The organism is Spirosoma montaniterrae, from assembly GCF_001988955.1.
GTDB lineage: Bacteria > Bacteroidota > Bacteroidia > Cytophagales > Spirosomataceae > Spirosoma > Spirosoma montaniterrae.
On the sequence record NZ_CP014263.1, the window covers coordinates 3,427,978 to 3,445,224 of the forward strand.

Below are 17,247 nucleotides of genomic sequence, written 5' to 3' on the forward strand. Positions count from 1 at the left end.
TTTCAATGGATTAGCTCTCGAATTTTCTTCCTTTCGCCATAAGCTAAGTAACTTTTTAAGTTTCAATCCTGCTTTTCAATGGATTAGCTCTCGAATGTTGGAGCGGTTAGTTTACGTATGCGGATTTGTGGGGTTTCAATCCTGCTTTTCAATGGATTAGCTCTCGAATACGCTCAAGACCCGCCCCCTGATGGACGATCAGGGGTTTCAATCCTGCTTTTCAATGGATTAGCTCTCGAATAAGCGCGTCGTCTACAGCCGTTAGGCTGACCGTGTGTTTCAATCCTGCTTTTCAATGGATTAGCTCTCGAATCGATGGCCGCTATTGGGGTAAGCAGCTACAATACATAGTTTCAATCCTGCTTTTCAATGGATTAGCTCTCGAATTTATTGCAGGAATGTGCCTCGTCATTATCTTATTAGAGTTTCAATCCTGCTTTTCAATGGATTAGCTCTCGAATGTCGTTTACCAGGGCAATGTACTCTGTCAGGTACTCGTTTCAATCCTGCTTTTCAATGGATTAGCTCTCGAATTTTCTTGTTGTCACCACATATCAGCCCAATGGCGAAAGTTTCAATCCTGCTTTTCAATGGATTAGCTCTCGAATCCAACTGAAGCGATACGGCCATGCGTTGATGCCTCGGTTTCAATCCTGCTTTTCAATGGATTAGCTCTCGAATCAATCCAGTGGCACAGGTAGCAGGTCGCGCTTTTCGGGTTTCAATCCTGCTTTTCAATGGATTAGCTCTCGAATATGACTCGGTTTTTCAGGTCTCTGATTTGCATGGCTTGGTTTCAATCCTGCTTTTCAATGGATTAGCTCTCGAATTGGTGATTTAGTAATCTCAATCCCGTAGTGTTCACTGTTTCAATCCTGCTTTTCAATGGATTAGCTCTCGAATACCGTCTGACAGGTTGCCAACGAGCGCGGCTTAGATGGGTTTCAATCCTGCTTTTCAATGGATTAGCTCTCGAATCCCAATTCAGGGATACCTGGGTGCAACTCTGCCAAGTTTCAATCCTGCTTTTCAATGGATTAGCTCTCGAATTCAGAACGTGTAATTTAGCCGTATGTCCAAACGAACAGTTTCAATCCTGCTTTTCAATGGATTAGCTCTCGAATGCGTCGGGAGTCGTAACTCGCTCATTCACAGAAAGTAGAGTATCTTTCTGCTTTACTTCTTTTCGCCAAAAATCATTTGTCAAAGAACGTAATTCCTCCATAATCTTACCGTTTTCCGAAAACATAACTAACAAACCTTCAGCACGTTACGCAGCATTTTCAGTACCCCTAAAATACATTGCCGAACGGACATGCCCAATCACTTGATGCAAACATTCCGGTATGTGCAAGTTACACATCGCGCTTTAGCTTTTGTAGCTTTCGGAAAGAAGTTACGGTCAATAATCGAAAAAATAGCTTCTGCCGCCCGCCTGACGTCTGCTTTGTTCTCGTCGGTGATTGGCACCTCCACAACCCGATTATTGCTGCGCGTGTAGACCAGAAAGCCCCGGTCAACGCGCCGGTCGAAGTTATCCTCAATTAACCACGCATAACAATAGAGTTGAGTTTGATACGTACTGAAAATCTTGTCTTTGTACTCAGCAAACTTATAATCGAGCGGAGCCATCGACTCATCACCAAACGCCAATACCTCATCGACGACACCCCGCAAAAAGGCATTCGTCAGATACTGATCGACGAGTTTTTCGACAACCGGCGCACCCGGTCGGCCTAAACGTCGGCGTAAGTAGTCTTTGTTGCGTTCCAGCCGCTCATCATGCAGGTGACGCCCCCGCATCACTTTGTAATTTTTATCTTCGTACTGCGGAATACCCAGTACATACTCGAAATACGTAAAACGCGGACAAAACAAGTACTCGATAATATGCGATGGTGTCAGAGTCATAGTCTTGCTCCCCTCTCCCAACGGAGAGGGGCCGGGGGTGAGGTTAAAAAAACAAGGCTCGAATTTCATCCGTCACGAGCTTTCGGTCGAAGGCTTGCCCCAGCAGAACCGTTTGCTGTAACTCGCTCCGGCTCATCGGAAAAATATACACCTTATCGGTCTCCTCGTTGATAAGTTCTTCCAATTGCAATTGCAGCGTGTCTTTCTGGTTTTGCGTCAGCGTACCCAGAAAACACGAAAACTGCACCCGATACAGCCCCGCCTGTTGGCATCGTTTAGCCGCTTTGGAGCGAGCCTTATCGTTCACGATATCATATAAAACCCAGATAGTCATAACATTGTCAGTTCGGGCATACCGCCCGTTTTTCCGATAAGCTCATTGGCAAATTGATGCGCATCGAGTTGAATACAATGGCTGCGAACCAAATTACGGCCTCGGTATCGAATGGGGTCGTTGTCCATAAATTCGTTGAACGCATTTACCAGCAACGGTTTACCTTCGGCATTCAGCGAGACGCCCGGCGTGGATTCGCCCGGCGTGGATTCGCCTGCTTTTGCCCCTCCGTTACGGCCACCCGACACCGCATCGACATGGCTTTTGTTGACTTTTTTAGCCGAGAACAACCGAAATACTACCTCATCGGCCCAGCCGCGATATGGCTCTATAAAATCGTATACCATACTTAACTGATTATAGTCGTCGCGGTGCAGAAATCCCACATACGGATCAAGTCCGGCCAGCATCAGTGTTTTCTCCACTTTGCCATACAGCATCCCATACGCATAATTCAGAAACGCATTAAATGCATCGTGTGCCGGTCGGCTGCTACGCCCGTTAAACTGATAATCAGCGGGTAACACATAACTGAGCGTCTCAAAATAAAGTCGCCCGGCGGTGCCTTCCAGCCCCCGCAGCGTATCGGCCACGTCGGCCACCCGCGCCCCGTCGAGCGTAGAGATCGAAACAGACAGTGCGTCGAGCCGTGCCAGTTTGTCGTCTAAGTAAGCTGAGTGCTGAAGCCGGTGCTTTTTCAGACTACGGATAAACCCCGCCTGATTGTCGAGTTTAGCCAATAACCAGGTTCGCACCCAGCGCAGTCCCTCGGCCCCCAGACTCACTTCTAATTGTCGCTTTCGGATTTTGGTAGTGCTGCCCAATTTGGCGTGCCACACCCGCCCCATCGGATCGCCGTCGCGTTCGAGAAACACAATATCGACGTTATGACGCATGGCTAGCTTCACGGCATCGGTACTGAGGCTCGTGCCAGTCGCCAGCAGGATATGCGTCACCTTCTCTGCCGAGTAAGTCGCGCTCAGCACCCGCCCGTCGTCGCCTTTGCGCCGAACGTCGAACATGCTGTCTTTCACGTGCAGATACGTGCCGTAGGTTGTGATGTGGAGTTGCATTTTTGATAGTGATGAGTGATAAACGATGAGTGATGAGTATGTTGCGTCAGCCCACTTATCACTCATCGTTCATCACTCATCACTACCCCAAACCCCCGCGACACGGCTTTACCCAGCCCCAGGCCATTGGGCAGCAGCACATTGGCCGTGAAGCCGCCCGAAAACGCCACCATTGTCTGGTTTTTAAACTGCGTCTGTCGTTCCTGCACCCGCAAACGCACCATCACGCGCTCGTGCGGTTCGAGCCACAATCCAAACTCGCGGAACGTCGCCAGAATCTGACTTGTCAGTACGCGCTTTAGCTGCGCCTGTTGTTCGGCTTCGGTGTAGTGCCGGTAATCGCGGTAGTTGGTTTGGTTGAGGGCCATCCAGAGCGTTTCAAAGCGATAATCAACAAGGTCGTCTGTCATACCAAGCGTAGCCTGCTCGTGCCGGATGTGCTTACTGAGCACGGGGAAGGTTTCAGCCGGTCGGGATGCCGCATCACCCTCGCTACGGGCAATGTTGATCTCCCGCATTTGCAAAAACAGTTGTGCCAGCAATCCGGCTCCCTCGCCCGCCCCCACGAGCGTAGGTACGTGATTAAGCACCTTGTATTGCACGAGCGGGTAGGCATATCGGTATTTCACGCCCGCGTTCCCATCGGCATCGTCGGCTTCGAGGTGGTTATGCAGCAGGGGCGAATGTTCGCGGAACAACTCGCCGAAATACCCCCGCAGCTTATGCGCGTCCCGCGTTCGGAGCGCAATTTCAGGGAAGGTAATGGTGGTGAGAGGGATTTGGGTGGTGGTTGGCATGGCGGGGGTTAGTGGTGGTGAGTAGTTCCGGCGTGATTCTCCTTCGCCTTGTATCGCAAGCCTTTTTCAAAGCTATAATCACAATCAAAATATTGAAACCAGCTATGTTTCATGTCTTTCTCTTTTCGGCCTGATTTGAAGCGATGGTTGCGTATTGCTACTTCATGCTTACTCTTTTCTAAAATGCTGGCATTTGCTAACTCAATTTGATAACAATTGGGAATCACATTAACTGTATCCAACCCTTCGCGGGTAAAAACCTGCTCCAAATCACCACTAAAATCATACAGATAAGCGCAGTGCTTTTTTAAAAGGCGTTCATACTTTGTCAACGCGTCAATATATTGCTTATCAGCTTCTACGTTCCATCCATCATAAACTACCTCAACCAAGTCAAGCAAATCCTGCTCTGATAAATCAGTTCCCTTGCGTTTTTCGAGTTCATCAAAAGTTTTTTTCAGAATACCTTGGGGTTCGTCATAGACGTGCTTTTCTGTCGTTTCGGAATGCGGAAAGATCACTACTTTTCCCAATGTTTCACTGCGTTTACGGTTAATTCGGCCTGCTCGTTGGATAATGGCATCAATCGGTGCATTTTCAGTGTAGAGTGATTGATAGTCAATATCAAGCGATACCTCTACGACCTGCGTAGCTATTAATAAAAAACCTTGATTCGGTGCCTTTTCCTCATTCTCCAGAATTAGTCTTTCCTTCTCAGTACGATGCTTCACAATAAAGCGGGAATGATAGCACATCCTGTTTTTGACGCTTGCATACTGGTCATAGAGCCGAATAGCTTCATCAACCGTATTAACTACAATCAGCACTTTCTTTCCTTCTCTCAAATCTGCTTCAACATTTGGCCTGAGTTGGTCAATTGTCTTTTCAGTCGTATAGAATGTGTTTCGCTTTTTATCCAACAATTGCTGATCACGTAAAATTTTATCATCACCAATACCTAACTCACGGGCCAATAATACCTGTAATTTTTGGGGCATTGTAGCTGTCATGACGTAAAACTGAGTCTGAAAATTAGCGCGTAGATACCGAATAGTGGCGACGATAAGGCCCAGGGTGTACGGTGCGTAGGCGTGTATTTCATCCAGAATCACCCGCGCCCGAAACAGATGAAATGTCTTCATCTCCCACCAGCCGAGGTTGAATCCCTGCGTAAGCATTTGGTCAACAGTTGCAACAGTCACGGCTTTGAAAAAAGCCGACTCACGCAGGTAATTTAGGTTTTCATAATTCTCATCGAGGTCAAGCCGAAACAGTTTGGCCGATGAGTGGACAACCGCCGTAAATCGTTCAGGCTTTTTATCGGCTGTGTAGCCAAAGAAGCTATCTAAACGTTTGAACAAAGCATTGGCTGTGACCCGCGTAGGGAGTAGATAAACAATCTTCTCGTAACCCTCTCGCTGAGTAGCCCACAGCAAAGCAGCTTCAGTTTTACCACTACCCGTAGGCGCAATTGCCAGAACATTACCCGATAGTTGCCCGCTCCTTTCCTGAAATTCCCGAAACCCTGAGAACGTACCCCCTGCTTTTGCAACCCGTTCGACTATTTTTTGCCGGATCAACTCAACATCGTAAGCCAGTGTAGTTTCCAGCTTCCGATGACCCGAAGCGGTCCAGTCGGCAATCATTAGAAGGGCTTTTTGCAACAGGTACGTTTTACGATAAACATAGTTGCGCTTTTCCTCTAAATCAGCCAGCGTTGACTGAACTACATGGTCTTTCAACATAAGCAATGAACTCGCTGGCTTGTCCTCTATAAATTGCCAAGTTGTCTCAATGTCGTTTAGAAAAGCCCCTTTCTCAGAATAATACATACCAAGCCGCTGACTTGCGTAGGCAAAAAAAGCATCAGCATCGCTCGGTCTTATTTTCCATTGTTTATCAGCGTCCTTACAAAATAAATCAAGGGTAAAATCTTTGTGATGGGTAAAAACCGCAAAGACTTGTGCTGGATTTGGCTGTATATCTTGCCGGGAACGTGCTTTCAGCATGGTGTGAGCAGCCAATAATACGCCAGATAAAAACTCGTGGCGCATTGGCTCATAACCATTTTCCGAAATAGATTCGCCCAATTCTTTGCGAAGCATATTCTGAAAATTCAGCGATGCTTTGCCGAAGTCATGGAACAAGGCGGCAATGAAAGCGTCGAACCAAAACGATTCATCTTCTTCTAACACAGCAGCGTAGCGCGTATGCAACTCCTGCCACGCTCCTAATACCAAATCCGTGTGCGTTGACAGCGATTCGCGGTCTTTCGTCTTGGCTAACAAATGGTCAATCATAGTATTAGAGCGCGAAAAGTGGAACAAACACATCGCCAACCTGAACACCTGGAAACGTCTGATTTTGAAACGTAACCTTTGGCCCTACGAATGAAAATAGTTTTCGTTTGGCTACCGTCCGCATACCGTAATCTGATTTGTATTGAAACCGTGTTGGTAATTGATACGCTATTGGGTCTGACGTACTCAGGCTAAGCGCAAACGTGCCACCATATAGCACTTGCTCCAAAATGGCGGGTACTATATCCCCTTCAACCAGCGTATTCTCCAGCGTTCGGCCATCCGTTACGGCATCTGTCAGCGTAGTTTGCATCACTTTAGCCAATGAATCGCTTTGGCCTAATGTGAGCGCGTAAAAGGGTCGGTCAAACGCCTGCCTTAGTTGCTCCACAGCCGCATGATTTTCGCTCCCAAACACCAGCCTGTAGTGCGTATTGACATACAATTCGCGCAGGATGATACTACTTCCTGTCCCGGTAAGTCGGTCATATTTCCAAAGGTCGCGGGTCATTCCCTCACCTTTGCCAGACACACCCGCGCGAAATCCGTTTGTATCAAAAAAATCCTGCGCCTGTCGGGGCGAGTAGCCCAGTGCAGCCCCCGCCAGCCCGATAAGGGCCGTTGGCGGGGGTAATGGGAACGACTTATGGAAATTTTGAAATTCTGGATTCCGAAACGAGGCCGTAACCGACTTTAACTCAATCGTACAGCACAACATAAGGTAACAGTTTAATTAGCCGCGTAGTAATCCCGAATCCACTGCTTAATAGCCGAAAAACCATCTTTCAAACTCACTACCCCTTCCGCTTTACCAAAAACGCCTTCCTGCGTTGCCAGCACCGACGAAGTAATAAATTGGTCGTAGTCCGAAAGCACGGTTTGCAAAGCCGCTACATCCACCTGCCCATTTCGGTCTGTTCTCACTGCTTCCAGAAAAATAGGATTCTTTGAGTTCATACAGGCAGCCGCCATAAACTTTGGCGATATGTCAGCCAGAAACCGCGACTGACGCCCCGAACTCCACATGGTTTGGAACGCATCGATTAAGCCCTGAACTCGTTTAGCCCGCTCATCGGCAGACAATTTACCTGTTTTCTCAAAACCTTCACCCGCACCAACGCGGTCGAGTTCAATCAGGATGGTTCCCCGGTAAATGCCCGAATGGATTTCCGTCTCAAAAATGTTTGGCTGTCCGCCTTCCACTTTTTTAGCCATGTAGTTGGTGCCAAAGTCCAAATCTTCCTGATACTTCGTTAGCGCAAGTAAGGCTTCTACACGCACGGGCGACGTGCGAACGGTCGCTTTGCCTTTTTCAGCATCTTTCCCTTTGGCCGCGTCCATGAAACCGAACAAATCATCGTCAATGTACTGCGCCGGGTCAAGGCTCGTTTTTGCGGCTCCTTTATCCTCACTGGCTTTTGCAACCGGTGAAACCGCCCAGCCAAGTTCTTCAAGCTTGTCACGCAGCGCACGGCGCACAGCTTGCGAGGATAGGTAGGGTAGTTGGTCGCCGTTATCAAGTGTGACTTTTTTAATTGTCACGATGTTATCCACTTCTTTATCGCCCCCATTTAGGCTGGCAAACGACACTTTGGAAAGGTAGGTGATGGTCAGGCTGTTAGTTTTCATTGGTTTGCGATTTGGGACTGAGTTCGGGATTGATTTGGTTGAGTGCCGAGATAATTACAAATTGTTTAATCCAGGCATAATTGTCTTCATTGATGCCTTCAAGCAGGTCGCGACTAATGTTGAGCGTAAAGCGCGATTGTACACGCGACAGTTGGTCCATAAAACCCGCAAACTGATTCGCTTTGCGAAGGGCGATGATGTACTTTCGGCCTTGTCGGGCATTAGTTTTACGGTCATTCTGATTATAATTCAGAATTCCTTGCCCTACTTGTGCGCCCAAGCCGAGGGCGCGTTTCTGCAAGTCTTCGTTCTGCATAACTTCTTGATTAACAATTAATTCGTACTGTGTAATGAATTTAACAAGGTCGTTGTAGCGTTTAAAGCCGATGCTTTTTCCCGGCTCGTTCAGCACATCAAGCAAATAGCCGTAGCAGTCATTGAAGAAGCCTTCCATATCAGACAAAATGCTTTGAGCATTCAGCACCTTTCCGACAAATTTTTCCCGAAACTGGCGTTCCATACAATATCGGTCGCGGTTGCTTTGTAGTGATGGCTTAATGATTTTCAGGCTCTGCCAAACGTTGGGGATAGACACGCCCTGTTGCCTAAACCGATGAATGAGGGCGAACACAAATTTGACATGATGAAGATTTTCAAACTGATTGGGCCGCATAGTGGCGGCAAACGATTCTGCCCGAAGGGATACAATACCAATACTTCGATCAGCTATTCCAAGCATTTTAAGCATTTCCAATTGCTCAAAGGACTTCCTATCTTTCATCACACTGTTATAAAGTGTGTGGAGCATGTAGAAAAGGTTTTCATTTCGTCCGATAAAATCGCCAGCCCGCCCAAGCGCATTATTTTCGTCGGACATGGGGAAATTAGCAATGTATTCCTGCTGCCGAAGCAAATCGGCGGGGCGGGTGATTTTATCAAATTTATCCCGAAGAAGCTCATACAGATTCTTCAGATTATCCGAGTAAATCAGATACACATTCAGCGCATCGCGTAGCTTACCTGGGTATTGATAGAAGCAGGCTGCAGCGGCAAATCGGCTCAAATAAAGGGCTTTCCAACTTACCTTCTTGTCGTTTGTGCTTCGATGCGAACTAAAGGCACTTATACCAGAGATGAATGGCGAAATATTTTGAGCATCAACCAATCGCTTTACAGACTCGCCCGTCAGATAGCACGGGTTTGGTCCCGGCTCGAAGTAGGCGTTTTGGGGTGGTTCTAAACGGGTTAGCTTAGTATATGGCTCATTGAAGTACACCTTACTCAATAACTTTAGCTTACGGTTGTTAAACTCAACTTCAATTTTATCAGCCAATGCCGAATCCCGTTTACGTATCGATTCTATCTTTTCAGTATTAACTTCTTTTGAGGTAGTTCCCTGTGCATTATTGGTCAAAAGTTCTGTCAGACCATAGGTATTCATTTTAGGGAACGGTGTGGCTGTTAACTCTCCGTTTTGACCAACCGTAAAGAAGAGATTTCCACCCTCAGCTAGTTGCTTATCTGTGTAGGTATCATACACCTCGCGACCCATTTCATAATACAGGTCTTCAAGCAGACCAAATAAATCGTGATGGTTCAGCCAAAGATTATCTGGCTCCAAACCAAAGTGGGTTCCTTCAGTTAGGCTAAACTTTTTTAGTTTGCCTAATTCACCATCCTCTATTCTTCGCAGATAACGATACATTGCCACGATGCCGTTATCCAGAAAAACGTTATGGGTTTGGTTAAAGGTTATTTTTTCTACACTCATCGTTTTTTCCGTTTCAAAGTCAAACCTTAATGTTTCTCAACAACAGCCCTTTGCCGTCTTCCAACCCTTAATCGGGCGAACTCGAAAAAGGTCAGTGATTTATTTTTTTGTCAGCAAAGCAACATCAGAAAAGTGACGTATTCTGTCACAAAACTTTATTGGTTAATTGGTTGTATCTTCGTTGATCTATAATCCGTTTTGCCATGACTATCCTGCAACTTCCCGTTCCCGAAACAACTGCCGAACGTTTTCGGGCCTTGTCGGAGCAACAGCAAACATTTGTGTCACAATTGGTGACCGACTGTTTATCCGAATCATCAAGTCTCACACAGGTCATGGACTACATTAGCTTCAAAGCTGCACAGCGTGGATTAACTCCCGAAATTTTACAGGAATTACTTTCTTCCCATCCCTAACTCACGACACAAACTCCCCTACCCGCCCCGCACATACGCCCGCAATTTATCCGGGCTGTCGATACGTATCTGGCCGGGTAAGCCCAGAATAAACCGGCCTACACCTATCCAACTGCGCACTTCGCCCGTGTAGCGGTACGAGAACGTTGCGTCGTCGGGTACAGGGTAAATGTTGGGGCGGGTGGTTGGGCGTTCTTCCAGCAGCAGGTGGCGGCTTCCTTCTTTTTCTACCGGAAAACCCACTTCTTCGAGCGTGACCAGAAACCGGCGCACGTGGCGTGGGTGGCAGTCGAGGAGTTACCAGCCGCGTGCGGTGTTGTCGGCGCGGGGGTCGGAGGCTCCTTCGTAGCTGCCGTCGGGCCGAACCATCACGCAGTCCATGCGGCCCAGCGTGTTGGTTAATTTCTCCAGTATATAGCCCCGTTCCTGTAATTTTAAAACAGTGTTATCAGAAAAAGCACCGTTTTCAAAAATGGTTTTGTCGGGCAACCATTGATGATGAAATTTCAGCGCGTTAACGGCCTGCTGCATGCTCATGCCATGTTCAATGACGTTCAGAATGGTCTGATACACCGACGTGATGATGGTAGAGCCGCCCGGCGTACCGACCACCATAAACAGTTTACCGTCTTTTTCCACAATTGTCGGCGTCATACTCGACAGCATCCGTTTGTTGGGCGCAATGGCATTGGCCTGATTGCCAATCAGTCCGAACATATTGGGCACGCCCGGCTTTACGCTGAAATCGTCCATTTCGTTGTTCATAAAGAATCCGGCACCGCCCACCACAACCCGGCTGCCATAGCCCCCGTTAAGCGTGGTAGTGATGCTCACGGCGTTGCCTTCCTTATCGACAATGGAGAAATGCGTGGTTTCTAAACTTTCGTAGCCGGGAATAGTACCGCCCCGAACGGCCTTACTGTCGGTAGCGCGGGCAAACGAGAAGTCGGTCCAGCGGGTGCGAAGGTAGTCGGGACTCATCAGTTCGGCCATCGGAATTTTCACAAAGTCGGGGTCGCCCAGAAACTTTGAACGGTCGGCATATACGCGCCGTTCGGCTTCGATCATCACCTGCACGGTGCTGTCGGCGTTCCAGCCCCACTTTCGCAGCGGATATGGCTCCGTAAAGCGCATCAGTTGCACTAAGGCCACGCCCCCGCTGGAGGTTGGCGGCATCGTGATGATTTTGTAGTTTTTATACGTCGCCTGAATCGGGTCGCGCCAGGTGGCGTGGTAGTTTTTCAGGTCGTCTTCGGTAATCAGGCCACCGCCCCGGCGCATTTCTTCGGCCAGTAGCCGCGCCGTTTCGCCTTCGTAGAAATCGGCCCGGCCCCGCGTTTGTATGCGCTGCAGGGTTTTGGCTAAGTCGGTCTGAACAAGCCGGTCGCCTTTGTGCCATGTCACGGTGTCGCCGGGCGTAGTGCTGCGTAGAAAGTACGTTTTGTCGGGGTTAATTTTAAGCAGATCGCCTTTGATCCGGTTCAGGCCGGTGGCGTCGCGGTCGGTCAGCAGAAATCCGTTGGCCGCTAAGTCAACGGCGGGTTGGAGCACCTGCGCCCACGTCAGTTTACCAAACCGTTTGTGGGCTTCTACCATGCCATCGACCGTTCCGGGCACACCGCTTGCCAGATGCCCCAGAATACTGAGCGATGGCCGCACGTTCCCTGCCGAATCGAGGTACATGTTCTGCGTAGCCCGGCCCGAAGCTTTTTCGCGGTAATCGAGCGTATAGGCTTTCCCGGCCTGATCGCGGTAAACCATGAAACCGCCCCCGCCGAGGTTGCCCGCAAACGGATATACCACGGCCAGCGCGAAATGCACGGCTACGGCCGCATCGACCGCGTTGCCACCTGCCTGCAAGATCGACAGCCCCACCTCCGACGAAATCGGGTGCGCCGTTGCTACCATACCGTTCCGACCAACAACGCCTTTTTTATCGGAGAAAAACGCGCTGGCCTGTGTACCTGTCCGGGTCGGAATTTCTTCAACGTATTGATAGACGCCCTGGCTTTCGCGCACTGCCGGGGTAGTTGAAACGGGTGGTTTGGTCTTGCAGGCATACAGGCCAACCGCCAACAGTAGAGAGCCGGAGAGAATACGTTTTAGCATATAGATAGCGCAGGTTGCAGAAACAGCAAAAGAAGCCATTGAATTGGAAGAAACCAAACCCATCTGGCAGGGGTAGTTGACCTGAGCAAAGCGGATCGCCACTTATCCGCAGATTCCCCTGCTCGTCCGAAATTGTTTGGTCGATATGGATGCTTGTACGAAATTAGCCTGCAAAAGGTTGAAGAGTGGCTCTATCACGACGCTCTTTCGTTCTTTCACTTTTTCGCTCTTTCACGAATGCTTCGTCAGGTATTTGAAAGTTTCCGGTTTGCGTGGCAGGCGCTGCGTTCGAATCTGCTTCGCACCACGCTCTCGCTGCTGGGCGTAACGGTCGGTATTTTTGCCATCATTGCCGTGTTTACGCTCGTCGATTCACTCGAACGGAACATCCGCACCAGCCTGTCGTTTATTGGCGACAAGGTGATTTACGTGCAGAAATGGCCGTGGAATTTCGATGGCGAATACCAGTGGTGGAAGTATTTTCAGCGTCCCGAACCCAATATGAACGAGTACCGGTTTTTATCGGCCAAACTGGAAAACGCACAGGCGGTGGCAGCTATGGATTTCAAAGGGCGGCAAACCGTGAAGCAGGGCAACAACAGCATGACGTCGCTGATTCAGGGCATTACGTTCGAGTATAATCTGATTTCCGACGTTCCTGTGGCGCAGGGCCGCTATTTTACCCAGCAGGAGATCGACGTGGCCCGCAACGTAGCCATTATTGGCTCCGACGTAGCCCAGAACCTGTTTCCCGGTATAGACCCCGTTGGCAAAAGTTTTAAAATCAACGGGCTGAACTACGTAGTCATCGGCATCCAGGAAGCCAAAGGCGAGAGCCTGCTCAACTTCGGCGGCAACCCCGACATTAAATGCCTGATTCCGCTGGGCGCATTTGCCAAGATGTACCACTCGGTTAACCCCAGCATCGACATTGTGGCGAAGGGCTACGACACCGACGAGGGGCTGCTTGAACTCGAAAGCGAAATTCGCGGGCTGATGCGCACCCGACGCGGTCTACGCCCCCTACAGGCCGATAATTTTGCGATGAACCGCCCCGAAGCAGCCGCGCAGGCCATCAGTGGTATCTTTGCCGTGTTGACCATTGCGGGCTGGGTTATTGGTGGTTTCTCAATTCTGATTGGCGGCTTTGGCATTGCCAACATCATGTTCGTAAGCGTGAAAGAACGTACCAACATCATCGGCATTCAGAAATCACTGGGGGCAAAAAACTATGTGATTTTGTTTCAGTTTCTGTTCGAGGCTGTGCTGCTGAGTTTGGTAGGCGGGCTGGCTGGCATTCTGCTGGTTTACCTGCTGTCGTTTATGCAGTTAGGCAGTTTAGATCTGCAACTATCGGCGGGTAACATCGCGCTGGGGTTGGGCGTTTCGAGTGTGATTGGCGTGTTGTCGGGTATTATTCCGGCCTTTTCAGCCGCCCGTATGGACCCCGTTATTGCCATCCGCTCGAAATGAGTAAACCCGTATATTTGTTTCCATAGAAACAATTCGTAGCCAATGACGTACACTGTTGAAGTTACCAGCAAGCATGCTCTTAGCATGTTGAAAAGCATGGAAAAAGCCGGTATGCTTACCGTGAGGAAGGAGCGTAATCGGTCGATAAAACAGAAGAAGCTATCTACAGCACAACAACATGCATGGAACAGTATTCAGCAGGGTTTGGCTGAAGTGAAAAAGTTTGAAGACGGTACAATTACGCTATCGACAGCCGACGATTTTCTTGCTGATTGGGAAAAAGAAATTCAGGCTCAATCAGAATAAATACCGGATAACCCACTATGTCGTATACGGTTATTGTTACTGACTCCTTTAAACGCGATGCCAAAGCGTTACAAAAAAAGTATAAATCTCTGCCCAGCGAAATTCGATCAATCATTAATGTGCTAAAGGAAACACCTGAAACAGGTCAGGCTATCGGGAAAGCCTGTTATAAAATTCGATTAGCAATCAAAAGTAAAGGCAAAGGTAAACGGGGTGGTGCCCGACTAATAACATGCGTCAGGGTTGTGAATGAACATGTTTTTCTACTCGCTATTTACGATAAGGCTGACCAAGCCGATATTGCAAACGCTGACCTGACTGACCGCCTAAATGAATCGGACTTACTTTAAGCCGGTACGCTGTTGAGCAAATCGACCATGTTGCGGGCGTTGGTTTTGCGAAACAGGTTGCTGCGGTGATTGCGAACGGTGTTGATGCTGATAAACAGCCGAGTGGCGATTTCTTTACTGCTTAGTCCTTCTTTGATAAGTTCGATAATCTCAACCTCACGCGAGGTGAGCGGCTGCTCGGCCTGCGTGGGAACGTAAGTGCTGATTTTGCGATACCCCAGCGGATGCACTTTATACACGTCGAGCTGCACCCGAACAAATGGTCGTTCGGCAGACAAATCGCGGAAAAGCACGAGTTTTTCCAGATTGCCCTGTCTGTTCACGTAAAACTGCTTCTCATCGTGCAGGCAGAAATAATTGCCCTGCCCGCGACGAATCCGGTAATGCACCACAAACCGATACAGATGGATTTCGGCGGGGTCGATTTCGTGGGCATAGGCATCTATTTTCTGCCGGATACGACTATACGGTTCACGGTCATCGGGATGAACGAGTGCGAGCAGATCAGCCAGTTTCTTGGTGTTTAGCTCGTGATTGGAGTGCCCAAACAGTGCGGCTCCGTTGCCGCTGATGAACCGATGGCTGTGGCCTCCATTAAAGCAGTGTAATACCACCCAGCCCGGAAAAAGCCGTTCTATGAGCTGATTGCCCACTTGTTTGTCAACTACATCCTCCATAATCAATCGCGCTTAGTAGCTGCCCTGCTAACAGGTCGACTACAATCCTGTTTGACAAAAAAATAATGTGTACGTACTCGTAAATAGCAATGCAATTGTAGGACTATATCCGGTAAATCCAAGGGAAAGATGATTAAACGGTATTAGGAAATGCATTATTTATGAGTACGTACACATAAAATAGCGTTCTTTTATCACTTAAAATGAATGCCATTACGTCGAGTAATGGCATTCATTTTAAGTCAATCGGCATGACTACATGCCGTTAACGAGGTACGTTAACGAGTTTCCGCGTTGGGTGGGGTGCGAATTTTATCGAGCAGCAGGTTTAGTAATATCAGCTCGCTGGGTTCTAAATGTGCCAGCATGTTGTTGATTTCGTGAACGCGGGTTTCTACCGCAACCAACAAATCCAGCCCTTTCTGCGTAATAGTGATATCGACAGCACGTTTGTCGGCTTCAGACGGGCGGCACTCGATGAGTTTTTTCTTCTGGAGTTTTTCGGTAATTCTCGATACGTTTGAGGACTTGTCCATCATACGCTCTTTCACGGCGTTGACATTAATCGGGTTTCCTCTCTGTCCGCGCAGAATCCGCAACAGGTTGTGTTGGGGCCACGTAATACCAAACGATTTAAAGAAGTCGCTGTGGGCTGTTTTGAGCCAGGTGCCGGTATAAATCAGGTTGATGCCTGCTTTCGAGAGTTCGTTACGGAACGTAGCCTGCTGTATTTCGTCTTCGATACGGTGGTACGGATTGTTCTCGCTCATAAGTAGGCTCACAATCGTTTTCAAGTCGTGTGTTTATCGACAAACTTACGATTTAATCGAAAACGTTGAGACACTCCCAAAGCTTGCTTCCATTTCTACAACTAATCCAGCCGATACGTTATTGATTTGGATTATCTCCAAAAACGCGGTCGTAATCCCAGCGAAACAGGCCCCGCCCGTAGCTCCGCGTCCAGGCATTGGTTTTATATCGATAAAATAGATGTAAGCCCACGCCACCAACCACTGCCAGCGCAAACAGACCCCAGAACGTAGTGCTATGCCAAAAGATATATACCAGTGTGGTCAGGACGGTGTATTTGACCAGCCGGAACCACACCGGCTGCGACCGGCGATGAAACGCCACCCGAAATTCACGTTGCAACACCTTATTCATCTGTTAGCGCGTTTTTCAGGCGCAGCAAACATACCTGATTAATTCGCTTTCGGTTCGTCGTACAGGAAATCGTCCATTACCACTAAATCGTATTGCCCACCGTCGGTAAAGCCGCCGTTAATGGCCGCGTTCCCCGACCGGATTATTACTTTCGAGATTTTATTGTCAGGAAATACAACCCCCACAAACGACAACCCGGCGGCATCGGAGCGGACGGGGGCTTTGACTACGCCCAAACTTTTGTCGCCCTCAAAAAACTCCATCGTCGTCGCGTTGGCATCGTCTACATCGGAAAACACAACGCCAAAACCTTTCACCGTAGCCAATGTAGTAGTACCCGGTACGCGGAACGTGTTTTCGGTAATAACGCTGCCCACCGGCGCAAAAGTACGCACGGGACTAAACGCATTGAACTGATCGCCATAGGCTGGCACGAGGTCGGTGAAGTCATTGTCGCTGATGCGGAAACCCGCGCCCGGCGTCGTATTTACAAGCCCCCGTTTACGACCGTTCGGCCCAGCCGGGTCGGTGTTGTTGAAGAAATCGCCGGGAAACGTATTTGTATTCGTCAGGTTGGCCGGTACGCCGTCCCAGTTCACCTCCCGCCGACCCGCCGTCTGGTTCGGGGTAGTGTTGAGCGGGTCGCCGAGCAAAGCCCGAAACTCATTCACTTTCGCAGTAATATCACCGCTACCGCTCACCTGTGTAAAGCGAACGGTAGGCGCAGGCGGTGCGTCCTGATGATCGTCGCAGGCGGATAGCAGAACAGTACCGGCAAGGCCAATTGTCCAGTTAAAAACAGCATTTACTTTCATGACTTGCATTGTTTTTTGGTTAAAAAATCAGCGCAAAAGTCTCTAATCTGCCTGCCTGCCGCAATGGTCCTTTTGTACTATTTCGCGCTCAACTGATTGCTAATCAGTATTTAGTACTAAAG

General features: G+C 48.8%; 18 protein-coding genes and 1 CRISPR repeat array (1 of these 19 only partly in view). Of the genes, 4 read left to right on the top strand and 14 right to left on the bottom strand.

The features are described 5' to 3' along the window. Positions 1-1,124: a CRISPR direct-repeat array (repeat unit 37 nt; unit sequence GTTTCAATCCTGCTTTTCAATGGATTAGCTCTCGAAT); it begins 2,080 nt to the left of the window's first position. A gap of 199 nt (positions 1,125-1,323) precedes the next feature. The 8 genes from cas4 to AWR27_RS14870 form a co-directional block, all read right to left on the bottom strand. Further along, complete coding sequence (gene cas4 / locus AWR27_RS14835) at positions 1,324-1,911, bottom strand: CRISPR-associated protein Cas4 (RefSeq protein WP_077131885.1); 588 nt, start codon at positions 1,909-1,911, stop codon at positions 1,324-1,326. Between the two features lie 43 nt (positions 1,912-1,954). Then, complete coding sequence (cas2, locus tag AWR27_RS14840; protein WP_077131886.1) at positions 1,955-2,245, bottom strand: CRISPR-associated endonuclease Cas2; 291 nt, start codon at positions 2,243-2,245, stop codon at positions 1,955-1,957. Then, positions 2,242-3,318, bottom strand: a complete 1,077-nt coding sequence (gene cas1 / locus AWR27_RS14845) for a CRISPR-associated endonuclease Cas1 (protein WP_077131887.1) — start codon at positions 3,316-3,318, stop codon at positions 2,242-2,244. Before cas1 ends, cas2 begins: the two co-directional genes overlap by 4 nt. Before the next feature lie 62 nt (positions 3,319-3,380). Further along, positions 3,381-4,115, bottom strand: coding sequence for a CRISPR-associated endonuclease Cas6 (locus AWR27_RS14850; protein WP_077131888.1), 735 nt, complete (start codon positions 4,113-4,115; stop codon positions 3,381-3,383). Between the two features lie 8 nt (positions 4,116-4,123). Then, on the bottom strand, positions 4,124-6,415 hold the full coding sequence (locus AWR27_RS14855; protein ID WP_077134011.1) for a CRISPR-associated helicase/endonuclease Cas3: 2,292 nt from the start codon (positions 6,413-6,415) through the stop codon (positions 4,124-4,126). 4 nt (positions 6,416-6,419) lie between these two features. Beyond that, entirely contained in the window at positions 6,420-7,133 is a 714-nt protein-coding gene (gene cas5 / locus AWR27_RS14860) for a CRISPR-associated protein Cas5 (protein WP_077131889.1), read from the bottom strand. Between the two features lie 11 nt (positions 7,134-7,144). Next, positions 7,145-8,044, bottom strand: coding sequence for a type I-B CRISPR-associated protein Cas7/Cst2/DevR (gene cas7i / locus AWR27_RS14865; RefSeq protein WP_077131890.1), 900 nt, complete (start codon positions 8,042-8,044; stop codon positions 7,145-7,147). Beyond that, entirely contained in the window at positions 8,034-9,815 is a 1,782-nt protein-coding gene (locus tag AWR27_RS14870) for a hypothetical protein (protein WP_077131891.1), read from the bottom strand. Before AWR27_RS14870 ends, cas7i begins: the two co-directional genes overlap by 11 nt. A 203-nt stretch (positions 9,816-10,018) precedes the next feature. Here AWR27_RS14870 and AWR27_RS14875 point away from each other — a divergent pair, with 203 nt between their 5' ends. Further along, complete coding sequence (locus AWR27_RS14875) at positions 10,019-10,231, top strand: hypothetical protein (RefSeq protein ID WP_077131892.1); 213 nt, start codon at positions 10,019-10,021, stop codon at positions 10,229-10,231. An 18-nt stretch (positions 10,232-10,249) separates the two neighbouring features. Here AWR27_RS14875 and AWR27_RS25535 read toward each other — a convergent pair whose 3' ends face one another. Together AWR27_RS25535 and ggt are read right to left on the bottom strand one after the other, a co-directional pair. Beyond that, on the bottom strand, positions 10,250-10,504 hold the full coding sequence (locus AWR27_RS25535) for a hypothetical protein (RefSeq protein ID WP_077131893.1): 255 nt from the start codon (positions 10,502-10,504) through the stop codon (positions 10,250-10,252). Positions 10,505-10,528: 24 nt separating this feature from the next. Continuing rightward, positions 10,529-12,340: a gamma-glutamyltransferase gene (gene ggt, locus AWR27_RS14885; protein ID WP_077131894.1), complete on the bottom strand. Its 1,812-nt coding sequence runs from the start codon at positions 12,338-12,340 to the stop codon at positions 10,529-10,531. A gap of 237 nt (positions 12,341-12,577) precedes the next feature. Here ggt and AWR27_RS14890 point away from each other — a divergent pair, with 237 nt between their 5' ends. The 3 genes from AWR27_RS14890 to AWR27_RS14900 all read left to right on the top strand — a co-directional run bounded on the left by AWR27_RS14890 (position 12,578) and on the right by AWR27_RS14900 (position 14,469). Next, positions 12,578-13,813 (top strand): ABC transporter permease, encoded by a 1,236-nt coding sequence (locus AWR27_RS14890; RefSeq protein WP_077134012.1) that lies wholly within the window; start codon positions 12,578-12,580, stop codon positions 13,811-13,813. A 96-nt stretch (positions 13,814-13,909) separates the two neighbouring features. Next, positions 13,910-14,119 carry a hypothetical protein gene (locus AWR27_RS14895; RefSeq protein ID WP_232325841.1) on the top strand — a complete coding sequence of 70 codons (210 nt, stop codon included), beginning with the start codon at positions 13,910-13,912 and terminating at the stop codon, positions 14,117-14,119. A 17-nt stretch (positions 14,120-14,136) separates the two neighbouring features. Beyond that, positions 14,137-14,469, top strand: coding sequence for a type II toxin-antitoxin system RelE/ParE family toxin (locus AWR27_RS14900; RefSeq protein WP_077131896.1), 333 nt, complete (start codon positions 14,137-14,139; stop codon positions 14,467-14,469). Here AWR27_RS14900 and AWR27_RS14905 read toward each other — a convergent pair. The 4 genes from AWR27_RS14905 to AWR27_RS14920 form a co-directional block, all read right to left on the bottom strand. Then, the gene (locus AWR27_RS14905; protein WP_077131897.1) at positions 14,466-15,146 is read right to left on the bottom strand and encodes a helix-turn-helix transcriptional regulator; all 681 of its coding nucleotides are present in this window, start codon (positions 15,144-15,146) and stop codon (positions 14,466-14,468) included. The genes AWR27_RS14900 and AWR27_RS14905 overlap by 4 nt on opposite strands. A 278-nt stretch (positions 15,147-15,424) precedes the next feature. Further along, the gene (locus tag AWR27_RS14910; RefSeq protein ID WP_232325842.1) at positions 15,425-15,940 is read right to left on the bottom strand and encodes a MarR family winged helix-turn-helix transcriptional regulator; all 516 of its coding nucleotides are present in this window, start codon (positions 15,938-15,940) and stop codon (positions 15,425-15,427) included. Between the two features lie 94 nt (positions 15,941-16,034). After that, positions 16,035-16,310, bottom strand: coding sequence for a hypothetical protein (locus AWR27_RS14915; protein ID WP_077131899.1), 276 nt, complete (start codon positions 16,308-16,310; stop codon positions 16,035-16,037). Between the two features lie 38 nt (positions 16,311-16,348). Further along, entirely contained in the window at positions 16,349-17,125 is a 777-nt protein-coding gene (locus AWR27_RS14920; protein ID WP_077131900.1) for a hypothetical protein, read from the bottom strand. Positions 17,126-17,247 lie beyond the last annotated feature (122 nt).

Bases quoted from the DNA above. Each gene is read 5' to 3' on its own strand.
- cas4 (WP_077131885.1), bottom strand. From the start codon at position 1,911: ATGACTCTGACACCATCGCATATTATCGAGTACTTGTTTTGTCCGCGT.
- cas2 (WP_077131886.1), bottom strand. From the start codon at position 2,245: ATGACTATCTGGGTTTTATATGATATCGTGAACGATAAGGCTCGCTCC.
- cas1 (WP_077131887.1), bottom strand. From the start codon at position 3,318: ATGCAACTCCACATCACAACCTACGGCACGTATCTGCACGTGAAAGAC.
- AWR27_RS14850 (WP_077131888.1), bottom strand. From the start codon at position 4,115: ATGCCAACCACCACCCAAATCCCTCTCACCACCATTACCTTCCCTGAA.
- AWR27_RS14855 (WP_077134011.1), bottom strand. From the start codon at position 6,415: ATGATTGACCATTTGTTAGCCAAGACGAAAGACCGCGAATCGCTGTCA.
- cas5 (WP_077131889.1), bottom strand. From the start codon at position 7,133: ATGTTGTGCTGTACGATTGAGTTAAAGTCGGTTACGGCCTCGTTTCGG.
- cas7i (WP_077131890.1), bottom strand. From the start codon at position 8,044: ATGAAAACTAACAGCCTGACCATCACCTACCTTTCCAAAGTGTCGTTT.
- AWR27_RS14870 (WP_077131891.1), bottom strand. From the start codon at position 9,815: ATGAGTGTAGAAAAAATAACCTTTAACCAAACCCATAACGTTTTTCTG.
- AWR27_RS14875 (WP_077131892.1), top strand. From the start codon at position 10,019: ATGACTATCCTGCAACTTCCCGTTCCCGAAACAACTGCCGAACGTTTT.
- ggt (WP_077131894.1), bottom strand. From the start codon at position 12,340: ATGCTAAAACGTATTCTCTCCGGCTCTCTACTGTTGGCGGTTGGCCTG.
- AWR27_RS14890 (WP_077134012.1), top strand. From the start codon at position 12,578: ATGCTTCGTCAGGTATTTGAAAGTTTCCGGTTTGCGTGGCAGGCGCTG.
- AWR27_RS14895 (WP_232325841.1), top strand. From the start codon at position 13,910: ATGGAAAAAGCCGGTATGCTTACCGTGAGGAAGGAGCGTAATCGGTCG.
- AWR27_RS14900 (WP_077131896.1), top strand. From the start codon at position 14,137: ATGTCGTATACGGTTATTGTTACTGACTCCTTTAAACGCGATGCCAAA.
- AWR27_RS14905 (WP_077131897.1), bottom strand. From the start codon at position 15,146: ATGGAGGATGTAGTTGACAAACAAGTGGGCAATCAGCTCATAGAACGG.
- AWR27_RS14915 (WP_077131899.1), bottom strand. From the start codon at position 16,310: ATGAATAAGGTGTTGCAACGTGAATTTCGGGTGGCGTTTCATCGCCGG.
- AWR27_RS14920 (WP_077131900.1), bottom strand. From the start codon at position 17,125: ATGAAAGTAAATGCTGTTTTTAACTGGACAATTGGCCTTGCCGGTACT.